The 17,714-nt window shown below is 38.2% G+C and carries 13 protein-coding genes; 9 read left to right on the forward strand and 4 right to left on the reverse strand.

Annotated features, from left to right (window positions below; genetic code table 11):
- Positions 1–264 precede the first annotated feature (264 nt).
- The 8 genes from OB69_RS00005 (at position 265) to OB69_RS00040 (ending at position 10,633) form a co-directional block, all read left to right on the forward strand.
- Positions 265–951: a CatB-related O-acetyltransferase gene (locus OB69_RS00005; RefSeq protein ID WP_053221632.1), complete on the forward strand. Its 687-nt coding sequence runs from the start codon at positions 265–267 to the stop codon at positions 949–951.
- Positions 952–1,098: 147 nt separating this feature from the next.
- Entirely contained in the window at positions 1,099–1,500 is a 402-nt protein-coding gene (locus OB69_RS00010; RefSeq protein WP_157608443.1) for a hypothetical protein, read from the forward strand.
- A 222-nt stretch (positions 1,501–1,722) separates the two neighbouring features.
- On the forward strand, positions 1,723–3,498 hold the full coding sequence (locus tag OB69_RS00015) for a helix-turn-helix domain-containing protein (protein ID WP_053221634.1): 1,776 nt from the start codon (positions 1,723–1,725) through the stop codon (positions 3,496–3,498).
- A 4-nt stretch (positions 3,499–3,502) separates the two neighbouring features.
- On the forward strand, positions 3,503–4,729 hold the full coding sequence (locus tag OB69_RS00020) for an MFS transporter (protein ID WP_053221635.1): 1,227 nt from the start codon (positions 3,503–3,505) through the stop codon (positions 4,727–4,729).
- A gap of 318 nt (positions 4,730–5,047) precedes the next feature.
- Positions 5,048–6,100 (forward strand): serine hydrolase domain-containing protein, encoded by a 1,053-nt coding sequence (locus OB69_RS00025; RefSeq protein WP_053221636.1) that lies wholly within the window; start codon positions 5,048–5,050, stop codon positions 6,098–6,100.
- A 79-nt stretch (positions 6,101–6,179) separates the two neighbouring features.
- Complete coding sequence (locus tag OB69_RS00030) at positions 6,180–8,579, forward strand: TonB-dependent receptor (protein ID WP_053221637.1); 2,400 nt, start codon at positions 6,180–6,182, stop codon at positions 8,577–8,579.
- Between the two features lie 10 nt (positions 8,580–8,589).
- Positions 8,590–9,747: a serine hydrolase domain-containing protein gene (locus tag OB69_RS00035; RefSeq protein ID WP_071426666.1), complete on the forward strand. Its 1,158-nt coding sequence runs from the start codon at positions 8,590–8,592 to the stop codon at positions 9,745–9,747.
- 13 nt (positions 9,748–9,760) lie between these two features.
- The gene (locus OB69_RS00040) at positions 9,761–10,633 is read left to right on the forward strand and encodes an SDR family oxidoreductase (RefSeq protein WP_053221638.1); all 873 of its coding nucleotides are present in this window, start codon (positions 9,761–9,763) and stop codon (positions 10,631–10,633) included.
- Between the two features lie 88 nt (positions 10,634–10,721).
- Here the strand turns inward: OB69_RS00040 and OB69_RS00045 are convergent, their stop codons facing one another.
- The 4 genes from OB69_RS00045 to OB69_RS00060 form a co-directional block, all read right to left on the reverse strand.
- Positions 10,722–11,195 carry an OsmC family protein gene (locus OB69_RS00045; RefSeq protein WP_053221639.1) on the reverse strand — a complete coding sequence of 158 codons (474 nt, stop codon included), beginning with the start codon at positions 11,193–11,195 and terminating at the stop codon, positions 10,722–10,724.
- A 322-nt stretch (positions 11,196–11,517) separates the two neighbouring features.
- A complete protein-coding gene (locus OB69_RS00050; RefSeq protein ID WP_053221640.1) occupies positions 11,518–13,245 on the reverse strand; it encodes a DUF2326 domain-containing protein in 1,728 nt (575 codons plus the stop codon).
- A complete protein-coding gene (locus tag OB69_RS18960) occupies positions 13,238–13,477 on the reverse strand; it encodes an ABC-three component system middle component 6 (RefSeq protein WP_053221641.1) in 240 nt (79 codons plus the stop codon). The genes OB69_RS00050 and OB69_RS18960 overlap by 8 nt, the downstream gene beginning before the upstream one ends.
- A gap of 3 nt (positions 13,478–13,480) precedes the next feature.
- Positions 13,481–14,407, reverse strand: coding sequence for an SMEK domain-containing protein (locus tag OB69_RS00060; protein ID WP_053221642.1), 927 nt, complete (start codon positions 14,405–14,407; stop codon positions 13,481–13,483).
- A gap of 543 nt (positions 14,408–14,950) precedes the next feature.
- Between OB69_RS00060 and OB69_RS00065 the strand changes: the two genes are divergently transcribed.
- Positions 14,951–17,611, forward strand: a complete 2,661-nt coding sequence (locus OB69_RS00065; protein WP_053221643.1) for a glycoside hydrolase family 3 protein — start codon at positions 14,951–14,953, stop codon at positions 17,609–17,611.
- The last annotated feature ends 103 nt before the right edge of the window (positions 17,612–17,714 follow it).

Raw genomic sequence — 17,714 nt, forward strand, 5'->3', positions numbered from 1 at the left:
GGGTTTTTGTTTTTTAGGCCTATCTATAATCAGCATTTGAATTAAGGAATTAGAACCAATAGACACGTAAGGCTTGTCTCGTCCTGATTTTAGTTGACAGTTATCAATTAATTGTGTCAACCTATTTCAGGACGTGACCCTCAAAAGTCCCATATTTCATAAAAAGGTATTTTTAAGGCCTGAATTACATTACAGTACGACCGTTCTTTGTAAGCAATCTACTTTTGCTTAATCATTAAACCTTTTTACCAATAACCTTTAAAAATGAAGGATTCAAAAACAAAGAAAGAATCAACTCTTGATAACAAGAATTTTCCTGATCCAAATCAAACATTTCCACTCAAAGGGTACGAGCAATTATGCTTCTTAAAAAACATAATTCAAAACCCAAACATCATAGTGGGCGACTTTACCTACTATCACGACTTTGAAGATGTAAAAAACTTTGAGCGAAACGTAAAGTATCATTTCGATTTCACTGGTGATAAATTGTTTATAGGAAAATTCTGCATGATTGCCTCAGGAGTGAAGTTTATAATGAACGGAGCAAACCACCTATCAGATGCCATCAGCTCCTTCCCTTTTGCTATTTTCGAAGGCTGGGAACAAGCTATGGACGGAAAGGCATATCCCTATAAAGGAGATACCCATATTGGAAATGATGTTTGGTTAGGTAATGATGTAACCGTTATGCCCGGGGTGACAATAGGAGATGGAGCCATTGTAGGGGCAAATTCTGTAGTAACCAAAGATGTTCCTGCTTATAGTATTGTTGGGGGCAATCCGGCAAAAATTATTAAAATGAGGTTTAGTGATGAACGCATTAAAGAATTGCTAAAAATGGCTTGGTGGAACTGGCCCATTGAAAAAATCAGTGTCCATGTATCTGAGCTAACGGGTAAGGATTTTATACAAAATCAGGCATTGAAGACATCAGCAAAAAAGGAATAATAGCGCTCTCTTAGAAAACCTCAAAAGGTGCGGATTTACGCTAAAAAAGTACGAAAAGGTAAATCAAGACGATAAGCCCCTTTATCCATTCCATTTTTGAGTTACAGTCAGCCCGAAGGCTATTTCAAACTCAAAAACAAAAACATTATGAAAACAACGTTCAAACTAAGTGTGGTGCTTATCATCTTCATCAGTGCATGCTCACCAAAAATTAATTACATCGGTAATCAATTCAACCCCACCTCAGAAGTGGAGTTATTTTTCGACTCGAAAGACATTAAGCGTGAATATACGGTTATGGGTTTTATGCAAAATGAAGGTCGAGAATTCGCTAATGACCCAGAAGACATTAAAGTTGCGCTAATCGAAGAAGCCAAAAAAAGAGGCGCAGATGCGATTCTTTTTGGCGATGGTTACCAAGAGTTAATAAACAGCACTGATGGTATAGGCTTTGGAGAAAAAATAGGAAACGGTGATGTTCTTGGGCTCAATTCAGGTTTCGTCAATCGTGTAAAAGTATTCAAGGTTAAACTGATCAAATATCAGTAGTGCTTTTATTCACAAAACAGGTAGTTAAGCTCATTTCTTGATTTTAACTACCTGTAAAAACACATAAACAAAAAGATTTTTCAGTACCATCAAATTGCTTTTCAAGCCACAAAACCTACTTATCGCCACTTTCTTCAAACGGGATAAAGAGAAAATAAAGAAGGTATTTAGAGTTTAAAAAAACACTTTCGTATTTTCGGTCAAGGATCAATTAATTTCCCCTTGATTAACCAAAAATCCATAGCTGTTCTTCCGTTCGACAACCTAAGCTCTGATCCTGAGAATGAATATTTTTCGGATGGCATGACGGAAGAAATAATCAATGCGCTAAGCAAAGTAGAAGGCTTGCAAGTAACTGCCCGTACTTCTTCATTTCTATTCAAAAACAAGAAGGAAGATGTTCGCCACATTGGAAATAAATTAGGCGTTTCCACGGTTTTAGAGGGCAGTATTCGCAAATCTGGCGACCGAGTAAGAATTACTTCTCAACTGATAAGAACAGATAACGGCTTCCATATTTGGTCGGAAAATTTTGACCGTAATCTCACAGATATTTTTGAGCTTCAGGATGAAATTAGTTTACTAATTGCTGAAAAAATCAGAGAGACTTTCGGTCACCTTGAAATTAATGAGCATTTAGTTTCTCCTTCAACCCAAAACATTAAGGCTTACGAACTTTTCTTAAAGGGAACTTACCATTTTAAAAGAAAGGATTTTGATGACATTCAGCTGGCCTTAAAGCTTTTTGAAGAAGCCGTTACGCTCGATCCAAATTATGCCGAAGCCTACGCTTACATGGGTGAAACATACATTCATATGAGCGGCTTTAATTTATTAACACCAGAAGAAGGTTTTAAAAATGCCCGAAAATCTGCCGAAAAGGCCATAGAAATTAATAAAGAAGAGGCACGCGCCTATAAAGTGATTGCCAATGTTGACCTTTTTTACGACTGGAAATGGGATGAGTCCATCGCGGCATATAATATGGCCATCAAATATGGAATGACCTCAGATAATGACTTCATTTCTTACTATTACATCTTCATTCAAAAAGATTATGAACTGGCCATTAGTATAGCAAAAGAAACGGTAAGCAAAGACCCCCTACATGCCATAACCCATTGGCAACTTGGTTTATGCTACTATTTTGCCCAGCAATTTGAACCTGCATTGGAGGCCTTTAAAACGAGCATTCAGCTAGACGAAAGTTTTGCCGAATCTATGCGATGGGCTGGCCTAGTTTACGCTTGTTTAGGCGACTTTGAAAACGCTTTTGATTATGTGGATATGGCCTTAAATAAAATGCAGGGTCAAGGCCTTGCTAATATAGACCGCCTTAGTATTCGTATTCTCAGTGGTGAAAAAGAAAATGTAATCGAGGATATTGAAAACCTAAACACGCCAGATCCTTGCGATAAGGCTCAGTTATATAGTCTTCTGAAAATGCCAGAAAAAGCGGTTCCACTTCTAAAGAAAGGCTTTGAAACTCGCTCTACCATGCTGGTTACCTTAAAACATTATTGGATTTGGGATAATATTCGTGAAGATCTAGGTTTTAAAGAAGTAGTGAAAGCCATGAATTTTGGCGACCAAAAAACGCACAAACCTCATCAACAAACCTCTCAGTTGGTTCCGGTAAATAACTATGGACTAACAGAGGGCGATATTGAACAGATTATGAAAGCCCTTAGTGAAGCCATGAATCATGAAGAGCTTGTTACAGACCATCAATTATCATTAAGAAAACTGGCAGAGTTAATCAACCTCCACCCTAACAAATTATCATGGGTTTTGAACGACCAAATGGGTAAGAACTTTAATGAGTTTATCAACGAACACAGATTAACACTTTTTCAACACAAAGCTAAAGACCCCGCCAATAGCCATTTTTCAATCCTTGGCTTAGCTTATGAAAGCGGATTTTCTTCAAAATCAGTTTTTAATGATTTCTTTAAAAAGAAGATGGGCACCACTCCAAAAGTTTGGATGAAGCAGTAATATAATGACTGATACAAGCATTAAGGCAACCCCACTTAACAGATATCAGGTACTAATAACGGTAATCATATCCCTACTCCTGTTTACCATTGTGGTAGACTACATGTTACTTTCTGCCCTAAGCGCCATTCTTTTACCTGCGCTTAACTTAGGTACTGAACAATTTGGAGCCTTGGCTAGCGCCTATGCTTTCAGTGCTGCCATCTCCAGTTTTATTTCAACGGGTTTTGCCGATCGGTATAATAGAAAATCTTACCTGCTTTTCTTTTATTTTGGTTTTATCCTAGGTATCGTTTGCTGTGCCTTGGCTCCCTCATATTGGGTTTTATTAGCAGCCAGAATAGTAACCGGCATTTTTGGTGGAATAGTAGGTTCTACCTGTTTTGCAATTATAGCCGACCTCTTTCTACTCAACCAAAGGGGGCGAGTTATGGGCTTTGTTCAAATGTCGTATGCTGCTGGCCAAATCGGTGGTTTACCATTGGCCATTTACGCAGCGAATACATTTACTTGGCAAACACCATATTGGATTATTGCTTTTTTAGGTTTAGCAATAGGTCTGGCATTGGTCTTTTTTATGCAGCCGCTAACAGAGCACTTAAAGCAAGTTCAAAATCAAATGCCTTGGCAAAAAGTGCTTCAAGTTATTCACAAAAAAAACCATTGGAATGTATTTTTGAATAACGCCTTTCTTGTAATAGGCGATGTGCTCATACTCACTTTTGACGCTGCTTACATGGCCAATAATTTAAAGTTAAGTTTAGAAAAAATACCCCTCGTTTATGTAGTTACTGGTGGTGTTACTCTACTATTTGGCCCTGTTTTCGGTAGGCTCTCTGACAAACTCGGTAAGTTGAAGGTTTTTACTTTTGGAACTGTACTCTCAATCGGGGCGATTGCCATGTACTCTAACCTGCAACAAGCTACTTTTGCAATGATAATAACCATTCACGCCTTGCTATTTATCGGTATCAATGCCCGAATGGTATCTTCTACAGCCCTAGGAATGGAAGTGCCAAAACTTAAAGACCGAGGTGCCTTTATGGCTTTTGACTCTTCAGTACAGCAATTGGCCAGTGCCCTAGCCGCAGCATTTGCTGGCCTTGTTCTCTACACAACTACAGACGGTTCTCTAAGCCGCTATTGGTTACTAGGCCTTATCGTAATTTCTTTTATGCTCGCTACCCTGTTTTTCATGCAACGCATACAAAGCACTATTCACAAGGCGTAGAATTCCTTTTATAAGAAGTCCTAAATTTCATTCCACAGCACTTGTATATACTAGTACGGACGATTGGAGTCTGCCTTTGCCAGACATTTGAAAGAAAAAACTTTATCGCAGTTTATCCGCAAGCCAAAAACAACAGCTAGAATGTAGGCTTTGAACAGGACTATGATTCAGAAAACGATGTGGGGTTTATGGACTCTCATCTCAGAAAAATAAAAAAGTCCGACTTCTCATAATCGAAGGCCTGAAATAAAACCTCGGACGATTACGGTTCATAGGCTCACCAATTTTGAACCATCAAATTTTTAAAGATCAAAAACTATGAAAACAACAATTAAACAATTATTCATTTTAGTCATCATCGCATTGGTTACGGCATGCAGCGATGACGATAAGCCAATACCAGATTATACAACCGCTGAAGCCTTATTAGAAGAGAATGGTTTTCAAGGGAGTATACTTATTAGAAAAGGAAACACCGACTTTCTAAGAAGAGGATTTGGAATGGCCGATGCGCAAGAAAACATCACCAATGATCCTGGCCTAATTTACCGAATTGGCTCTGTAACCAAAACTTTTACAGCCATGGGGCTTGCCGCTCTAAAACGCGATGGACTTATTGATAGCTACGATCAGACTATAAGCGATTTTGATGATGAGTTTCCCAATGGAGACAAAATTACTTTAAGGCACTTGCTCACTCATTATTCAGGTATTCCTGACTATACAAATGCTGTGGAAGAATCGAGCATATTTTTCACTCCAAATGACATATACGATTTACTAAAAGAGTCTGCCGAAACAGACGGTCTTCTGTTCGAGCCAGGTTCACAGTTTGCCTACTCAAATTCAAACTACCTCATTTTAGGTTTATTGATAGAAGCCCTTTCCGATATGAGCTATCATGAATACCTACAATCCAAAGTATTCGGTCCGCTTGGTTTGGAAAACACAGAAAAAGGCGAAAATGAAATTGAAGGTGAAAACTTTGCAAAAGGCTACCTAAACGGTGTTGAAGTAGCTCCTTATCAAATGCAAATTGCTTACAGCGCTGGCGACTTAATAAGCACCATTGGTGACCTTGAAAAATGGGGCGATGCAATGATGGGCGACAGCTTTATTTCCGCAGCAGAGAAAGCAGAAATATTTGCCGAACCACATTCAGAAGATAATTTCTTTACCCCAGGCTTAGGCTGGTACACCATAAAAGTAGACGGTACGCTCATTTATAACCATGGTGGAAATATTGACGGTTTCACTTCAATCATCGCCCTACTTCCAGAAACCAACAGCATGATCATTATGCTCAGTAATCAAGATAGCTGGGAGCCAATTAATGAAGTATTAGATGCCTTAATCATCAACGAATTTTAATTAGAAAACAGGTCATGGTTGTCGAAAATCGATTCAGACAACCATCAAATTCAATCTCAAACAATAAAGCTCAAAAAAAATGAAACGTTTATTATTAATTATGTTGGTGCTACTATGCACCAAAATAGCGGTCAACGCTCAAGATAGCTCCGCTACCCAAACCATTCGCGGCACCATTGTAGATGCTGACAGCAAATCAGGAATTTATGGGGTAAACATCAAAATCGTAGACAGTAACCCATTAAAAGGAACCATTACAGACCCAGACGGAAACTTTAGGATAGAAAATGTACCGGTTGGTCGTGTTTCGCTTCAGTTAAGCTTTGTAGGTTACGAAAGCAGAATCATATCAAACATCATTGTTAATGTAGGCAAGGAAGTCGTCTTGGAGCTTCAAATGCAAGAAGTAGCCATAGACCTTGATGACATAGTGGTTACTCCAGAAATTGAAGAAGGCGTGCCCGCTAATGAAATGGTTTTGATCAGTGGCCGGTCTATTTCTATGGAAGAACTAACACGGATGGCAACAGGTTTTAACGATCCTGCTATGATCACCTCTAACTTTGCTGGTGTTGCGAATGCTGGAGATGGCGGAAACGATATTATAGTAAGAGGAAACTCGCCAAAATATGTGCAATGGAGACTAGAAGGCATGCCAATGACTACTCCAAATCACTTTGGTGATCAAGGAATGATTAATGGTACCACCGGAATATTGAACAGTAACCTGTTAGCCAATTCCGACTTCTTTACGGGCGCTTTTTCACCAGAATTCGGAAACGTAATTGGAGGTATTTATGACATCAAATTGAGAAAAGGTAACAACGAAAAGCAAGAAGCTATTGCTGGTATTGGTTTATTGGGTACAGACCTTACTTTAGAAGGACCTCTAAAAAAAGGGTACAATGGTTCTTACCTAATCAACTATCGTTACTCAACTGCGGATGTATTAAATCAATTGGGGGCTTTAGATGTAGAGGGAAATCCTAAGTTTCAAGATGCCGCGGTTAAGTTTCACCTGCCTACAAAGAAAGCCGGGCTCTTTTCAGTATACGCTTTAGGGGGAATAAGCAGCCTTGGTTTTGACGATGTTCAGCCAGACGACTGGAATATTCCTGGATCAGACGAAATGATTCCGAACCTTCAAACTGAATTTGACAAAAAGTCTTTCCTACTCAATACAGGGGTTAGCCATACCTACTTTTTTACAGATGATAACTTTATTGAAACTGGGCTTTCGGCCACTTTTGATGGAGTAAAAGATGATGTGTTCCGCAATGAAAGCGATACAGAACGTATTCATAGTTTGAAAAGTGATTTACAAAAATCGGCATATAGAGCGCAGGCAAACTATCATCATAAACTAAATGCAAAAAATAAAATTCAGGCGGGAGTGATCTACACCCTTTTTGATTATAAGAATCAACAAATCCGTCAAGATTTTGGCGAAAACCAAGCTACTCCGGTGTTAGATTTTAACGAAAACATGGGCAATATGAGAAGCTATATTAGCTGGAAACATCGTTTCAATCAGGATGTTACCCTTGTAGCAGGAGTACATAATACCAACGTTTTCTTCAACAAAAAACACACACTTGAGCCCAGATTAGCCCTAAGCTGGCAAATGAGCCAGAAGAGCAAGCTTAATTTCGGTTATGGAAACCATAGCACCATGGAAGGAGTGAATCATTATTTCGCTCAAATAAGAGATGGGAATGGCAACCTTACACAGCCCAATTTAAATCTTGATCTTTTAAAAGCACATCATCTAGTATTGGGTTACAACTACAAAATCAATCAAAACTGGGATTTTACCCTAGAAATGTACTATCAAGATCTTTATGATCTACCCGTTGAAAACAATGTAAATAGTATTTTCTCTACCGTAAATGAAGACCTAGATGTTACTTATGTAGCTTTAGTAAATGAAGGCAAAGGAACAAATACCGGTATTGAACTTACCATAAACAGAAGCTTTGCCAATGGCTACTACTTTATGGCCAATACCTCTGTCTTCGAATCTCACTATACCGCTTTAGACGGTGTAGAGCGTAGTACTCGATTTGATAGTGATTACCGCATCAATATTTTAGGCGGTCGAGAGTTTTCAGGTTTAGGTAAAAAGAAAAACCAGACCATTGCCATTAACGCTAAACTCTTTTTACAAGGAGGACAAAAAATACTCCCCCTACTTAGAACGGAGTCAGGCAGCTTAAATGTAGACCCAGACAATAATGAGTTTTGGGATTATAGCAAAGCTTACCAAAACAGTTTAGAAGATCTCTATGCCCTTACACTTTCTGCAAGCTTTAAATGGGACAAAAAGAGAACTACCCACGAACTGTTAGTTAACCTAGAAAACATAACCGACAATAAAGGGAAACTGAGAGAGTATTACGATGCAAACGAACCAGGAGGAGTTGGCTACAGCACTCAGTTCGGCTTGCTGCCAAACTTGATGTACAAAATCTACTTTTAAGTAAAGAATCATGAAAATTAGAATACTCATTTTAGGCATTCTTGTAGCGGTTTTTCTTATCAGTAGCCACTTAAAAGGACAAGATCCGCAAACAAGAACTAAGCTAATCAAGGAAGTATTCCATACATATACTCAGGAAGAAGGCGTGCATAATGCCTTCTTCCAAATGGAGTCAGCCAAATTAGAAATAAATGAAAGCTTCGTTTTTGGAGCTTTCAAAAATGGAAATAAGGTTACTTCCAATACACCATTCTATACGGCCAGTATTGGTAAAACATTCACAGCTGTGGCCATTGCTCAACTTGTAGACGCAGGAAAACTCGGCTTTAACGATAGAGTTGTAGACTATTTAGGTGATATGATTAGTGGCCTTCATGTAATCAATGAGCAAGACTACACGAATGAGCTAAAAATACATCACTTGCTAAACCACACTTCTGGGCTGGCCGATTACTTTGAGGATAGTCCTAAGGGTGATCAACCAAATATGATTCAAGTACTCTTTGTAGAGCCAAATCGTTTTTGGACGCCACAAGAAGTACTAACCTTTTCGAAAGAGAATTTTTCAGCACTATTTAAACCCGGGTCGGGCTACCATTACACCGATACAGGATATGTCCTCCTTGGTTTGATTATTGAAAAAATCACTGGAAAAAAGCTGCACGAATACTTTGAAGAATCATTGTTCAAACCCCTTTCTCTAAAATTAACAAGTATGAATTTAAGGTCAGAACCCATTCAACAGCCTGATTTCCCTTTAGCTGAAATCTATGTTGGCCCAACGGAAATAAGTCATTTCAAAAGCCTAAGTGCCGATTGGGCTGGTGGAGCCATAAGAAGTACTGGAAAAGACTTAAACGCATTTCTAAAAGCGCTATTAAATGGCGATTTAATCAAAGGCATAACCCTAAACCAAATGCAAAAGTGGATTCCCGAAAGCAAGGGTACTTATTATGGTTACGGCTTACGAAAATGGGTGCTCAATGAGCTTTCTAGTGAACTACCAAAACTCACAATTATTGGCCATTCGGGCCTTACAGGGTCGTTTATGTACTACTGCCCAGAATTGGATACTTACCTCAGCGGCACATTTAATCAAACTGAATTATTACAAAATCACATCGTCTTTATTGCCGAACTACTGACAAAGCTAAAAGCGAATAATTAGAAAATTTAGCAAAATGAATACAAAAAGAATTATCGTAGCAGGATCGACCGGCTATCTGGGAACACATATTATTAAAGAGCTACAGTTTAGGAATGCTGACTTTGAAGCAATCACTCGAAACGAAATAAAACTACAGGTGCTTGGGTTGAAACCTCAGCAAATTATAACCGCTGAAGTAACTCAACCAGCAACTCTGAATGGTGTTCTTCAAGGAGCAGACGTACTCATTTCAACAGTAGGTATAACTCGCCAAAAAGATGGTGCTACCTATATGGATGTAGACTATCAAGCCAACATGAATCTGCTCATCGAGGCCAAAAAAGCTGGCATAAAAAAGTTCATCTATATTTCAGCCATTAATGGCGAACAAATGCAGCACCTCAAAATTATGGCTGCTAAAGAAAAGTTTGTAAATGCCCTAAAAAACTGGGGTGGCGATTACTGTATTATCCGGCCAAATGGCTTTTTTTCTGACATGAAAGACTTTTTAGAAATGGCTAGAAAAGGAAGAGTCTACCTATTCGGAAACGGTGAGTTTAAGCTTAACCCTATCCACGGAGCAGACCTTGCTAAAGTGGTAGTAGATGCAGCTTATTCTAATCAAAAGGAAATTGAAGTCGGTGGCCCAGACATTCTTACTCAAAACGAAATAGCAAAACTAGCCCTTAAAGCTTGGAAAAACCCTGTTAAAATTACCCATATACCCAACTACTTAAGAAAATTGCTCATTGGGTTATTAAAAACATTTACCTCACAAAAAACCTACGGGCCATATGAGTTTTTTCTCACCATGATGGCCCAAGATAATATAGCTCCGCGCTATGGAATTCACCGTATTGAAAGTTTCTTCGAAAAAGAGGTCGACCAATTAAGTAAAATGAATTAGCGCTGATAGGTGTAACAATCTTTTGCATGGCCACAATTAGGTAGATGACAGGCCCCGACCGTTAATTTTTAATTATTGAGAAAGCCGTTTATTCCCTCACTTGGCAACTCGGTTCGTGCCGAACAGGGAAATTACAAGAATTGGCAATGAAGCAAAGTTCATTGGCTTTATGATGCAACTGATTAGCTTCTTCAGTTCTACTTTTCTCTGTAATCGTAACGGTTGGCCTTAGTACTACTTCGGTAAACCGGCCACCGCCATTGGGCGTTTCTTCCATTATGCCCGAAACGTTATCAACATACTCCACTACCGTAATTCCAGCGTCCGCACATAAGTGTAAATAAAATAACATATGGCAAGCCGACAGCGAAGCCACTAGCATATCTTCAGGGTTGTGCTTGGTGTTGTCGCCTCTAAATGCGGGATCGGACGAACCTAAAATTTCTGGTTTTCCTTCTACCTGAATACTATGACTTCTTTCATAAGCTCGGTATGAACTAGTACCCGTTCCTTTATTTCCAGTCCATTCTATTTTTACATTGTAGCTGTGATGCTTTGACATTGCACAAGATTTATGGTGGTTAAATCAAAAGCCAATTTACATGGCCTTACATAAATTCGCTCTTCCTCTATTGAATATATTTCTTAAGAAATAGCTCAGCTTTTTACGAAACTGCCAATTGCAATGTGAGAGTTTTAGGTGATCAAAATAAAACGCAATAGGTAGAAATATCAACAAGCCTTACCCTCCGCTCAGCCTGGCGAAAAATGGCTGTTGATGGAAAGGGTTTTTGAGTTGTGGGTGACGATTTATGTATGAATCGTAGCTTTGCCTTGTGCGATTATGGTTTCGTACATAATGTAGGATGCTGGCTTTCTGTTTTCTATTTAGTTTCGTTATACTTAATACCCAAAAATCGATCGTCCTTTGTGAATGCGGCTCGTTTTAAGTCATCCACTTTAAATAATAGTTTTCCATTCCTTGAAGCCGATTCGATCAAATCACTATTAAGAGTAACTATGTATTGAAATTCGTTTGGTGTTTTGTTATTATACTCAAACAAAAAATTAAGACTTTTTTCAATTGAATCATCGTCTTCAAAAATGTTGTCGTGAATTAAGAATCCTGGGTGATTTGTTCGAGTATATTCATTCAGCAGTAATGCAATATCATAAATAAACACTTTCATTCTTTCAGTGGAATGACTACCGTCATCATCAGTTCTCATAATAAAATCAACCACACTTTGATTTTTTGTTGTTTTAATCTCAAAATGTGCCTCACGATTTCCCATAATTTTTTCGTGAATGTTTAGTATTGATTCTTTAAAACTCTTTAATGCTTTTTCATTCTTATATAATTCTTCTTCCAAGTCGGATATCAAAACGGCTTTATCCGCTTCAAGTTTTTTCTTGTCTCGCTCTGATTCATCATACTTCTGTATTAATGAACGTAAATTATTCAGTTCTCGATTTTTTTCATTGAAAACTCTAATGGACGTCTTTAAATCTTTTAAGACCTCTCCATTGTCTATTAATGATATCTTTTCTGAATATTCTTCATCAAGCTTTCTAACGATTGAGTTAAGTTCGGATAGTTCATTTTTTAAGCTTGTCAAGCGGTCATTTACAATTGAGCTTCTAAAGCCATCAATCTTATTCTTAAACTCTTTCAGATCTTCCAAAGACTTTTCAACTAAGTTTCCCAGACCACTCTTGAACTGATTAAAAATTATTTGAATTTCATTTTCATTTATACTTTCAGGCTTGGGAAATGAATCTATTTGTTTAATCTCGTATTTAATCGCTTGTTGTCTTGTTCTTAAATCTGCCAATTTCGCCTCTAGCTTCACTAAATCTTCCTGAATTAATTCAAAGGATTCATTGGTTTTCAAGTTTTCAATTGCCTTATTAACTTTTTCAACTTCACTTTCTAACTCATTGAGGTGAGCTTTAGCATCTTGAATTTTTATCTCGCTGTTATTTGTTACAAGTTTTTTAGTTTCAGAGTAAAAAGCCCTTTTCTTTTTTAGTGTCTCATTGACGTTTTTTATTTCTTTGTATTTTTCAAGACCTACATTCAAAAAGAAAAGATGAGGACTATAATCAGGTGGAACCGACTTATTTGTGTCAAAACATTTTATTAAATCCTTAAATTCAGATCGTTCGTCTCTTATAATCGGTTGTAACAGGTTTCTAAAACTTAGTCGCCTAGTCTTTGCTGGGTAATCTTGAAAATAGAGATTGCCGAGATAATCAGAAGCATCATCTAACTTTTCAAAATAAATATTCTCGTCATCAATTTGAATTGAAACTTTCTCGGGATTACTAATAGAGCGGGATACTACAACCTTTTTATTATTGAAATCGAAGTCTAATTTTATTTGACTTTCAATAATGTCAGCATTTTTTTTTGGTATCAAATTTAACCGACTATCTGATTTTCTTTTTAATAGACAAAAGTTAATAAATTCAATACATACTGATTTCCCAACACCAATTTTCTTATTTGTCTTTTCTGATTTTTCACCCATTATTATATTGACTCCAAAATCAAAAGATATTGGTGTGAAAATTTCAGGCTCGCTATACAGTCTATTGATTTTAATCATTCTTATTTTTGACGTAAATAAAAGGTTCTTGAAAATCAACTATGCCTGAAGAATACAAAAATGCAAGACCAAAAAACAAGTGTCGATAACGAGTTATATTATGTTTTCTTAGCTCTTTAGAGACTTCGAAAATAGAAATCTTATCAACCTTTTGTTTCTGAATTAGTTTTAAAATCAGAGATGCGACATAAACTGATGACGTCTTAATATTTTCGTCTTTAGAAACTAGCATATCTTATTTGTTTGGAAAAACATTGCACTTAATTAATTCATCTAACAAGTAAAACTTAATTGCTTGTTTGTTAAATATTAGTCCGTTTTCAGAAAGTTTTTCATAGAATAATTCAACAAGTGAATGCAATGCAAGTTTTGCATTATTATTTTCCTTAGTCAAGATAATATCACTTTCATCCCTTAAAAAATCTGCAATTATTTCTGCTTCCACACCATCAATTTTTGATGTTGCTTCAACTAAGGCACTATTATATTTACCGCATAAACCCGCGTATTGTTGTTTAAGATACTCTGAATGCTCACTAAATCTATTTTCAATTTTATTCGTTGGGTCAACATTTACAGTTCTGTCAATAATTATTCTGTTCTTATTCAAACTAAGATAATTAATAAGCTCCATTATGGTCTCAACTTCTGAACATTCTGTTTTTCGCCTTTCTGTTAATACATTCTTATTCAAAAAGTCTGCAATATCTTTAATCTTATCAATTTCTTTAATGTCATTGATGATTGCAAGAAGTCTTTTAATGTCCAAGACATCTTCTTTATGATTAAAATTATTCCCGAACTTCGTTCTATAATTTTTTGCATCTTTTGAAATGAGCAATAATTGTAATTTATAATATTGATTTTCTGGTTTTGCGAAAAAACCATCAATCGCTTCTTTAATTTTAATATTGTCATTTTGGGACGTAACCTGAATAGCTTGTTTATTAACTGAGTCAAGTAAGTCTATATGGGCAAAATTATTACTTTCAAAATTTGTATTGTTAAATTTAAAACCAATTAAGTTGAAGAAGTCTCGATAAAAATTTTCAGCAAAAACATTGATATCAGTTAAATTTAATGAATTAAAATTCTCTACTTCTTTCTGAAGATACGTTAATCTTTTAGTAATTATTGATATGTAAGTTTGTCTGTTGTCCATTTTCGTTGCAAAGATACTTCTTCTAAATTTTGTCTTTCAAAATATTAATTTATTTCTGGTGGAGACTTTAGAAGGCTTGCACCCAACATAATATAACGCTCAATAGGTATGCTATAAGCACCTTTTACAATTTCCAGAAAAGCATGATGGGTGAAAGCGGGAGGTATGTTTTTCTATGATAAAGAAAGACATTTAAGAGAATATTTACAAGAGGTAAGACAGAGGAAGTTTACCCATTGAAAAAGAGGGTATAGCGTGTAAGATTGGAGCACTTATGCAAAACCTAGCAGAACGTGCTGTCCCTCTCCAAGGAGAGGGATAAAAGGGTGAGGCCTATCAGAGGTTGCTATCAAGCACTTCTATCTTCTACGTAGCTCTATTCATTTATTCTAAGAAGTAAACTGTCGGGAAATCAGAGCACTCCACCATTGCATAAATATCCCAACTCATTTCCGTAAATTGTCCCTTTCAGCAAAGCCTGTCCATGGCAAAAAAGGCGAAAAGTGGAGGGCTAATTTTTTGAATTAAGAGAATAAAAAACCGATGCTCAAAAAGCGAATTTTCAGTTTAATCATACTTTGCCAAGTAGTGGGCATATCACTATTTGCCCAAAAATACCCTTACCAAAACGCCAAGCTTCCGGTAGAAGAAAGAGTGGCTGACCTTCTTTCAAGAATGACTTTGGAAGAAAAGGTACGGCAAATGGACATGTACAATGGGGCTAACCTTAAAGAAGGAGAAGCCTTTTCCCTAGCCCTCGCCAAAGAGTTAATAGGAGAAAAATTGGGTGCAGGCGCGGTACACGATTACTATCCGAAAGACGCCAAAGCAGCCAATCAACTTCAAGAATTTATCATCAACAATAACCGTTGGGGAATTCCCGCATTACTCATGTCCGAGTTTTTGCACGGCTATATGGGTGAGGGCAGTACTGCTTTCCCCATGAATATTGGCCTTGGCGCTACTTGGGACAAAGCCTTAATGGAAAAGGTAGGTGAGGTTATTGGCACTGAAGGCCGAGCGCATGGCGTACATTTTGGTTTAGGCCCCAACCTCGATTTGGGCAGAGAACCTCGCTGGGGAAGAATTGCCGAAACGCTGGGAGAAGACACTCACTTATCTGCTGAACTCGGTACCGCCTTGATCAAAGGCATCCAAGGAAAAGACTTGAGTTCTGACCGCTCGATGGTAGCAGAACCCAAACATTTTGCCGCCCACGGATCTCCACAAGCGGGAGGCAATGCGGGTCCCGTTTTGTTGGGAGAAAGGTCGGTAAGGCAAGATTACCTTCCAGTATTCAGAAAAGCATTTATGGAAGGGGGCGCTTTGGGCACCATGGCTGCTTACTCCGAAATAGATGGAATTCCCAATGCCTCGAATGAATGGCTGATGACCGAAGTGCTCCGAAATGAATGGGGTTTTAAAGGCATCGTGGTTTCTGACCTTGGCGCGATTCGTTTTTTGCAGAGCAGCCACAAATCCAGCGATTCTCCAAAAGAATCTATCCGACAAGCCATTTCTGCGGGCATCGACATGCAGTTTTACGACTTCCCAAATGATCAATTTCAGCAAACCATTATTGAACTGGTGAACGAAGGATCGCTTGATATCTCAAAAGTGAACAGAGCAGCATCAGGTGTTTTGAGATTGAAATTCTTGTTGGGGTTATTTGAAAACCCATATACAGAACAAAGACTTATTGACGAAAGAAATCACAATCAGGAAAACCAAAACTTGGCCTTGGAAGCAGCCTTAAAATCGATGGTTTTGCTTAAAAATGAAGGAGATTTATTGCCCCTCAGTAAAAGCTTGAAGAAAGTCGCAGTGCTAGGACCTTTGGCCAATGAGTCCGTTTTGGGTGGCTATTCTGTAAAAAACAAAAAAGCCATCACGGTTTATGAAGGGGTAAAGCAATTGCTCGGAGAAAATACGGAAGTAGTGTATTCCGAAGGTGTTCCCCTCATTTATAAAGGTCAGCCCATTCCGATGGCCAACTTTAAAACCAAAGACAAATCGCAAAACGGATTGAATGCCACATTCTTCAACAATAGAAATGTAGAGGGCGAACCTGTGCTCACTAGAATTGATAAGCAAGTCGCGTTTGAATGGCCGGGCTCTCCGGGCGAAGGAGTGGGTGAAGATCACTTCTCTGTCACATGGGAAGGTTACCTTCAGCCAGACCAGTCATTTAGCGGATGGTTGGCCGTAAGTTCCGATGATGGCGTAAGGCTTTGGGTAGACGACAAACTGGTGATTGACAATTGGGAAAAGGGAGCGACAAGCATCGAAACAGCGCCTATGGATTTTGTGAAAGGAAAGGAATACAAAATCAGGATGGACGTTTGGGAAGGTGGTTATGGCGCCAAAGCTTATCTCAACTGGAACATGCAAAAGCCAGATTTGACCGAGGCGATCGCGCAGGCAAAATCATCAGATGTGGCCATTGTGGTGGTCGGTGAATCGAACGAACTAGTTGAAGAGAATAAAGACGTAAGCAGCCTAGAACTCTACGGACTTCAGAAGGAATTTGTGGATGCCATTCTTGCTACTGGAACTCCCGTAGTATGTGTTGTGCTCAACGGCCGCCCCTTATCCATTAACAGTTTAGATCAGAAAGTGCCTGCCATTTTAGAGGCTTGGTTTCCTGGAGAAAAAGGAGGCTTGGCGGTGGCGCAAACCTTATTTGGAGACTATAATCCTGCGGGTCGTTTACCTGTTACCTTTGCCCGAAGTGTTGGCCAATTGCCCATGTATTACAGTGCCAAACCCACCAGAAACCACCGCTATGTCGATGAGAAAATTACACCGCTCTACCCTTTTGGCTACGGTTTAAGCTATACCTCTTTCGACTATAAAGACCTTCAGATTACCAACCAAGGGGAAGGAAAAATTCACATCGAAGTGACGGTCACCAACACTGGAACTCAGGCTGGTGAAGAAGTAGTACAGCTTTATCTAAGCGACTTGATCAGCTCTGTAACCACAGCGGTAAAAGAACTCAAAGGTTTTCAACGGATCCACTTCAATGCTGGAGAAAGCAAGCGCGTGAGTTTCGATTTAAAACCTGAAGATCTTTCCCTTTGGAACAGGAACATGGAACGGGTAGTTGAAGCGGGCAAGTTCAGAGTAATGGTTGGAAAGAATTCTCAGGAAGGGCAAAGCGATACTTTCACTATAGAATCAGCGATTAAACTGAAGAATTAAATGATTGATTAGAAGATCTACATTAAGCGATTAGTAATTTATTCCGCGCACTTCATAAACCAAAACCTCCTCGCATGGTTAATTAAAAAGCACATTTCATAAC

The organism is Roseivirga seohaensis subsp. aquiponti (assembly GCF_001267955.1).
In the GTDB taxonomy this organism is placed as follows: Bacteria; Bacteroidota; Bacteroidia; order Cytophagales; family Cyclobacteriaceae; genus Roseivirga; species Roseivirga seohaensis.

Bases quoted from the DNA above. Each gene is read 5' to 3' on its own strand.
- OB69_RS00005 (WP_053221632.1), top strand. From the start codon at position 265: ATGAAGGATTCAAAAACAAAGAAAGAATCAACTCTTGATAACAAGAAT.
- OB69_RS00010 (WP_157608443.1), top strand. From the start codon at position 1,099: ATGAAAACAACGTTCAAACTAAGTGTGGTGCTTATCATCTTCATCAGT.
- OB69_RS00020 (WP_053221635.1), top strand. From the start codon at position 3,503: ATGACTGATACAAGCATTAAGGCAACCCCACTTAACAGATATCAGGTA.
- OB69_RS00025 (WP_053221636.1), top strand. From the start codon at position 5,048: ATGAAAACAACAATTAAACAATTATTCATTTTAGTCATCATCGCATTG.
- OB69_RS00030 (WP_053221637.1), top strand. From the start codon at position 6,180: ATGAAACGTTTATTATTAATTATGTTGGTGCTACTATGCACCAAAATA.
- OB69_RS00035 (WP_071426666.1), top strand. From the start codon at position 8,590: ATGAAAATTAGAATACTCATTTTAGGCATTCTTGTAGCGGTTTTTCTT.
- OB69_RS00040 (WP_053221638.1), top strand. From the start codon at position 9,761: ATGAATACAAAAAGAATTATCGTAGCAGGATCGACCGGCTATCTGGGA.
- OB69_RS00045 (WP_053221639.1), bottom strand. From the start codon at position 11,195: ATGTCAAAGCATCACAGCTACAATGTAAAAATAGAATGGACTGGAAAT.
- OB69_RS00050 (WP_053221640.1), bottom strand. From the start codon at position 13,245: ATGATTAAAATCAATAGACTGTATAGCGAGCCTGAAATTTTCACACCA.
- OB69_RS18960 (WP_053221641.1), bottom strand. From the start codon at position 13,477: ATGCTAGTTTCTAAAGACGAAAATATTAAGACGTCATCAGTTTATGTC.
- OB69_RS00060 (WP_053221642.1), bottom strand. From the start codon at position 14,407: ATGGACAACAGACAAACTTACATATCAATAATTACTAAAAGATTAACG.
- OB69_RS00065 (WP_053221643.1), top strand. From the start codon at position 14,951: ATGCTCAAAAAGCGAATTTTCAGTTTAATCATACTTTGCCAAGTAGTG.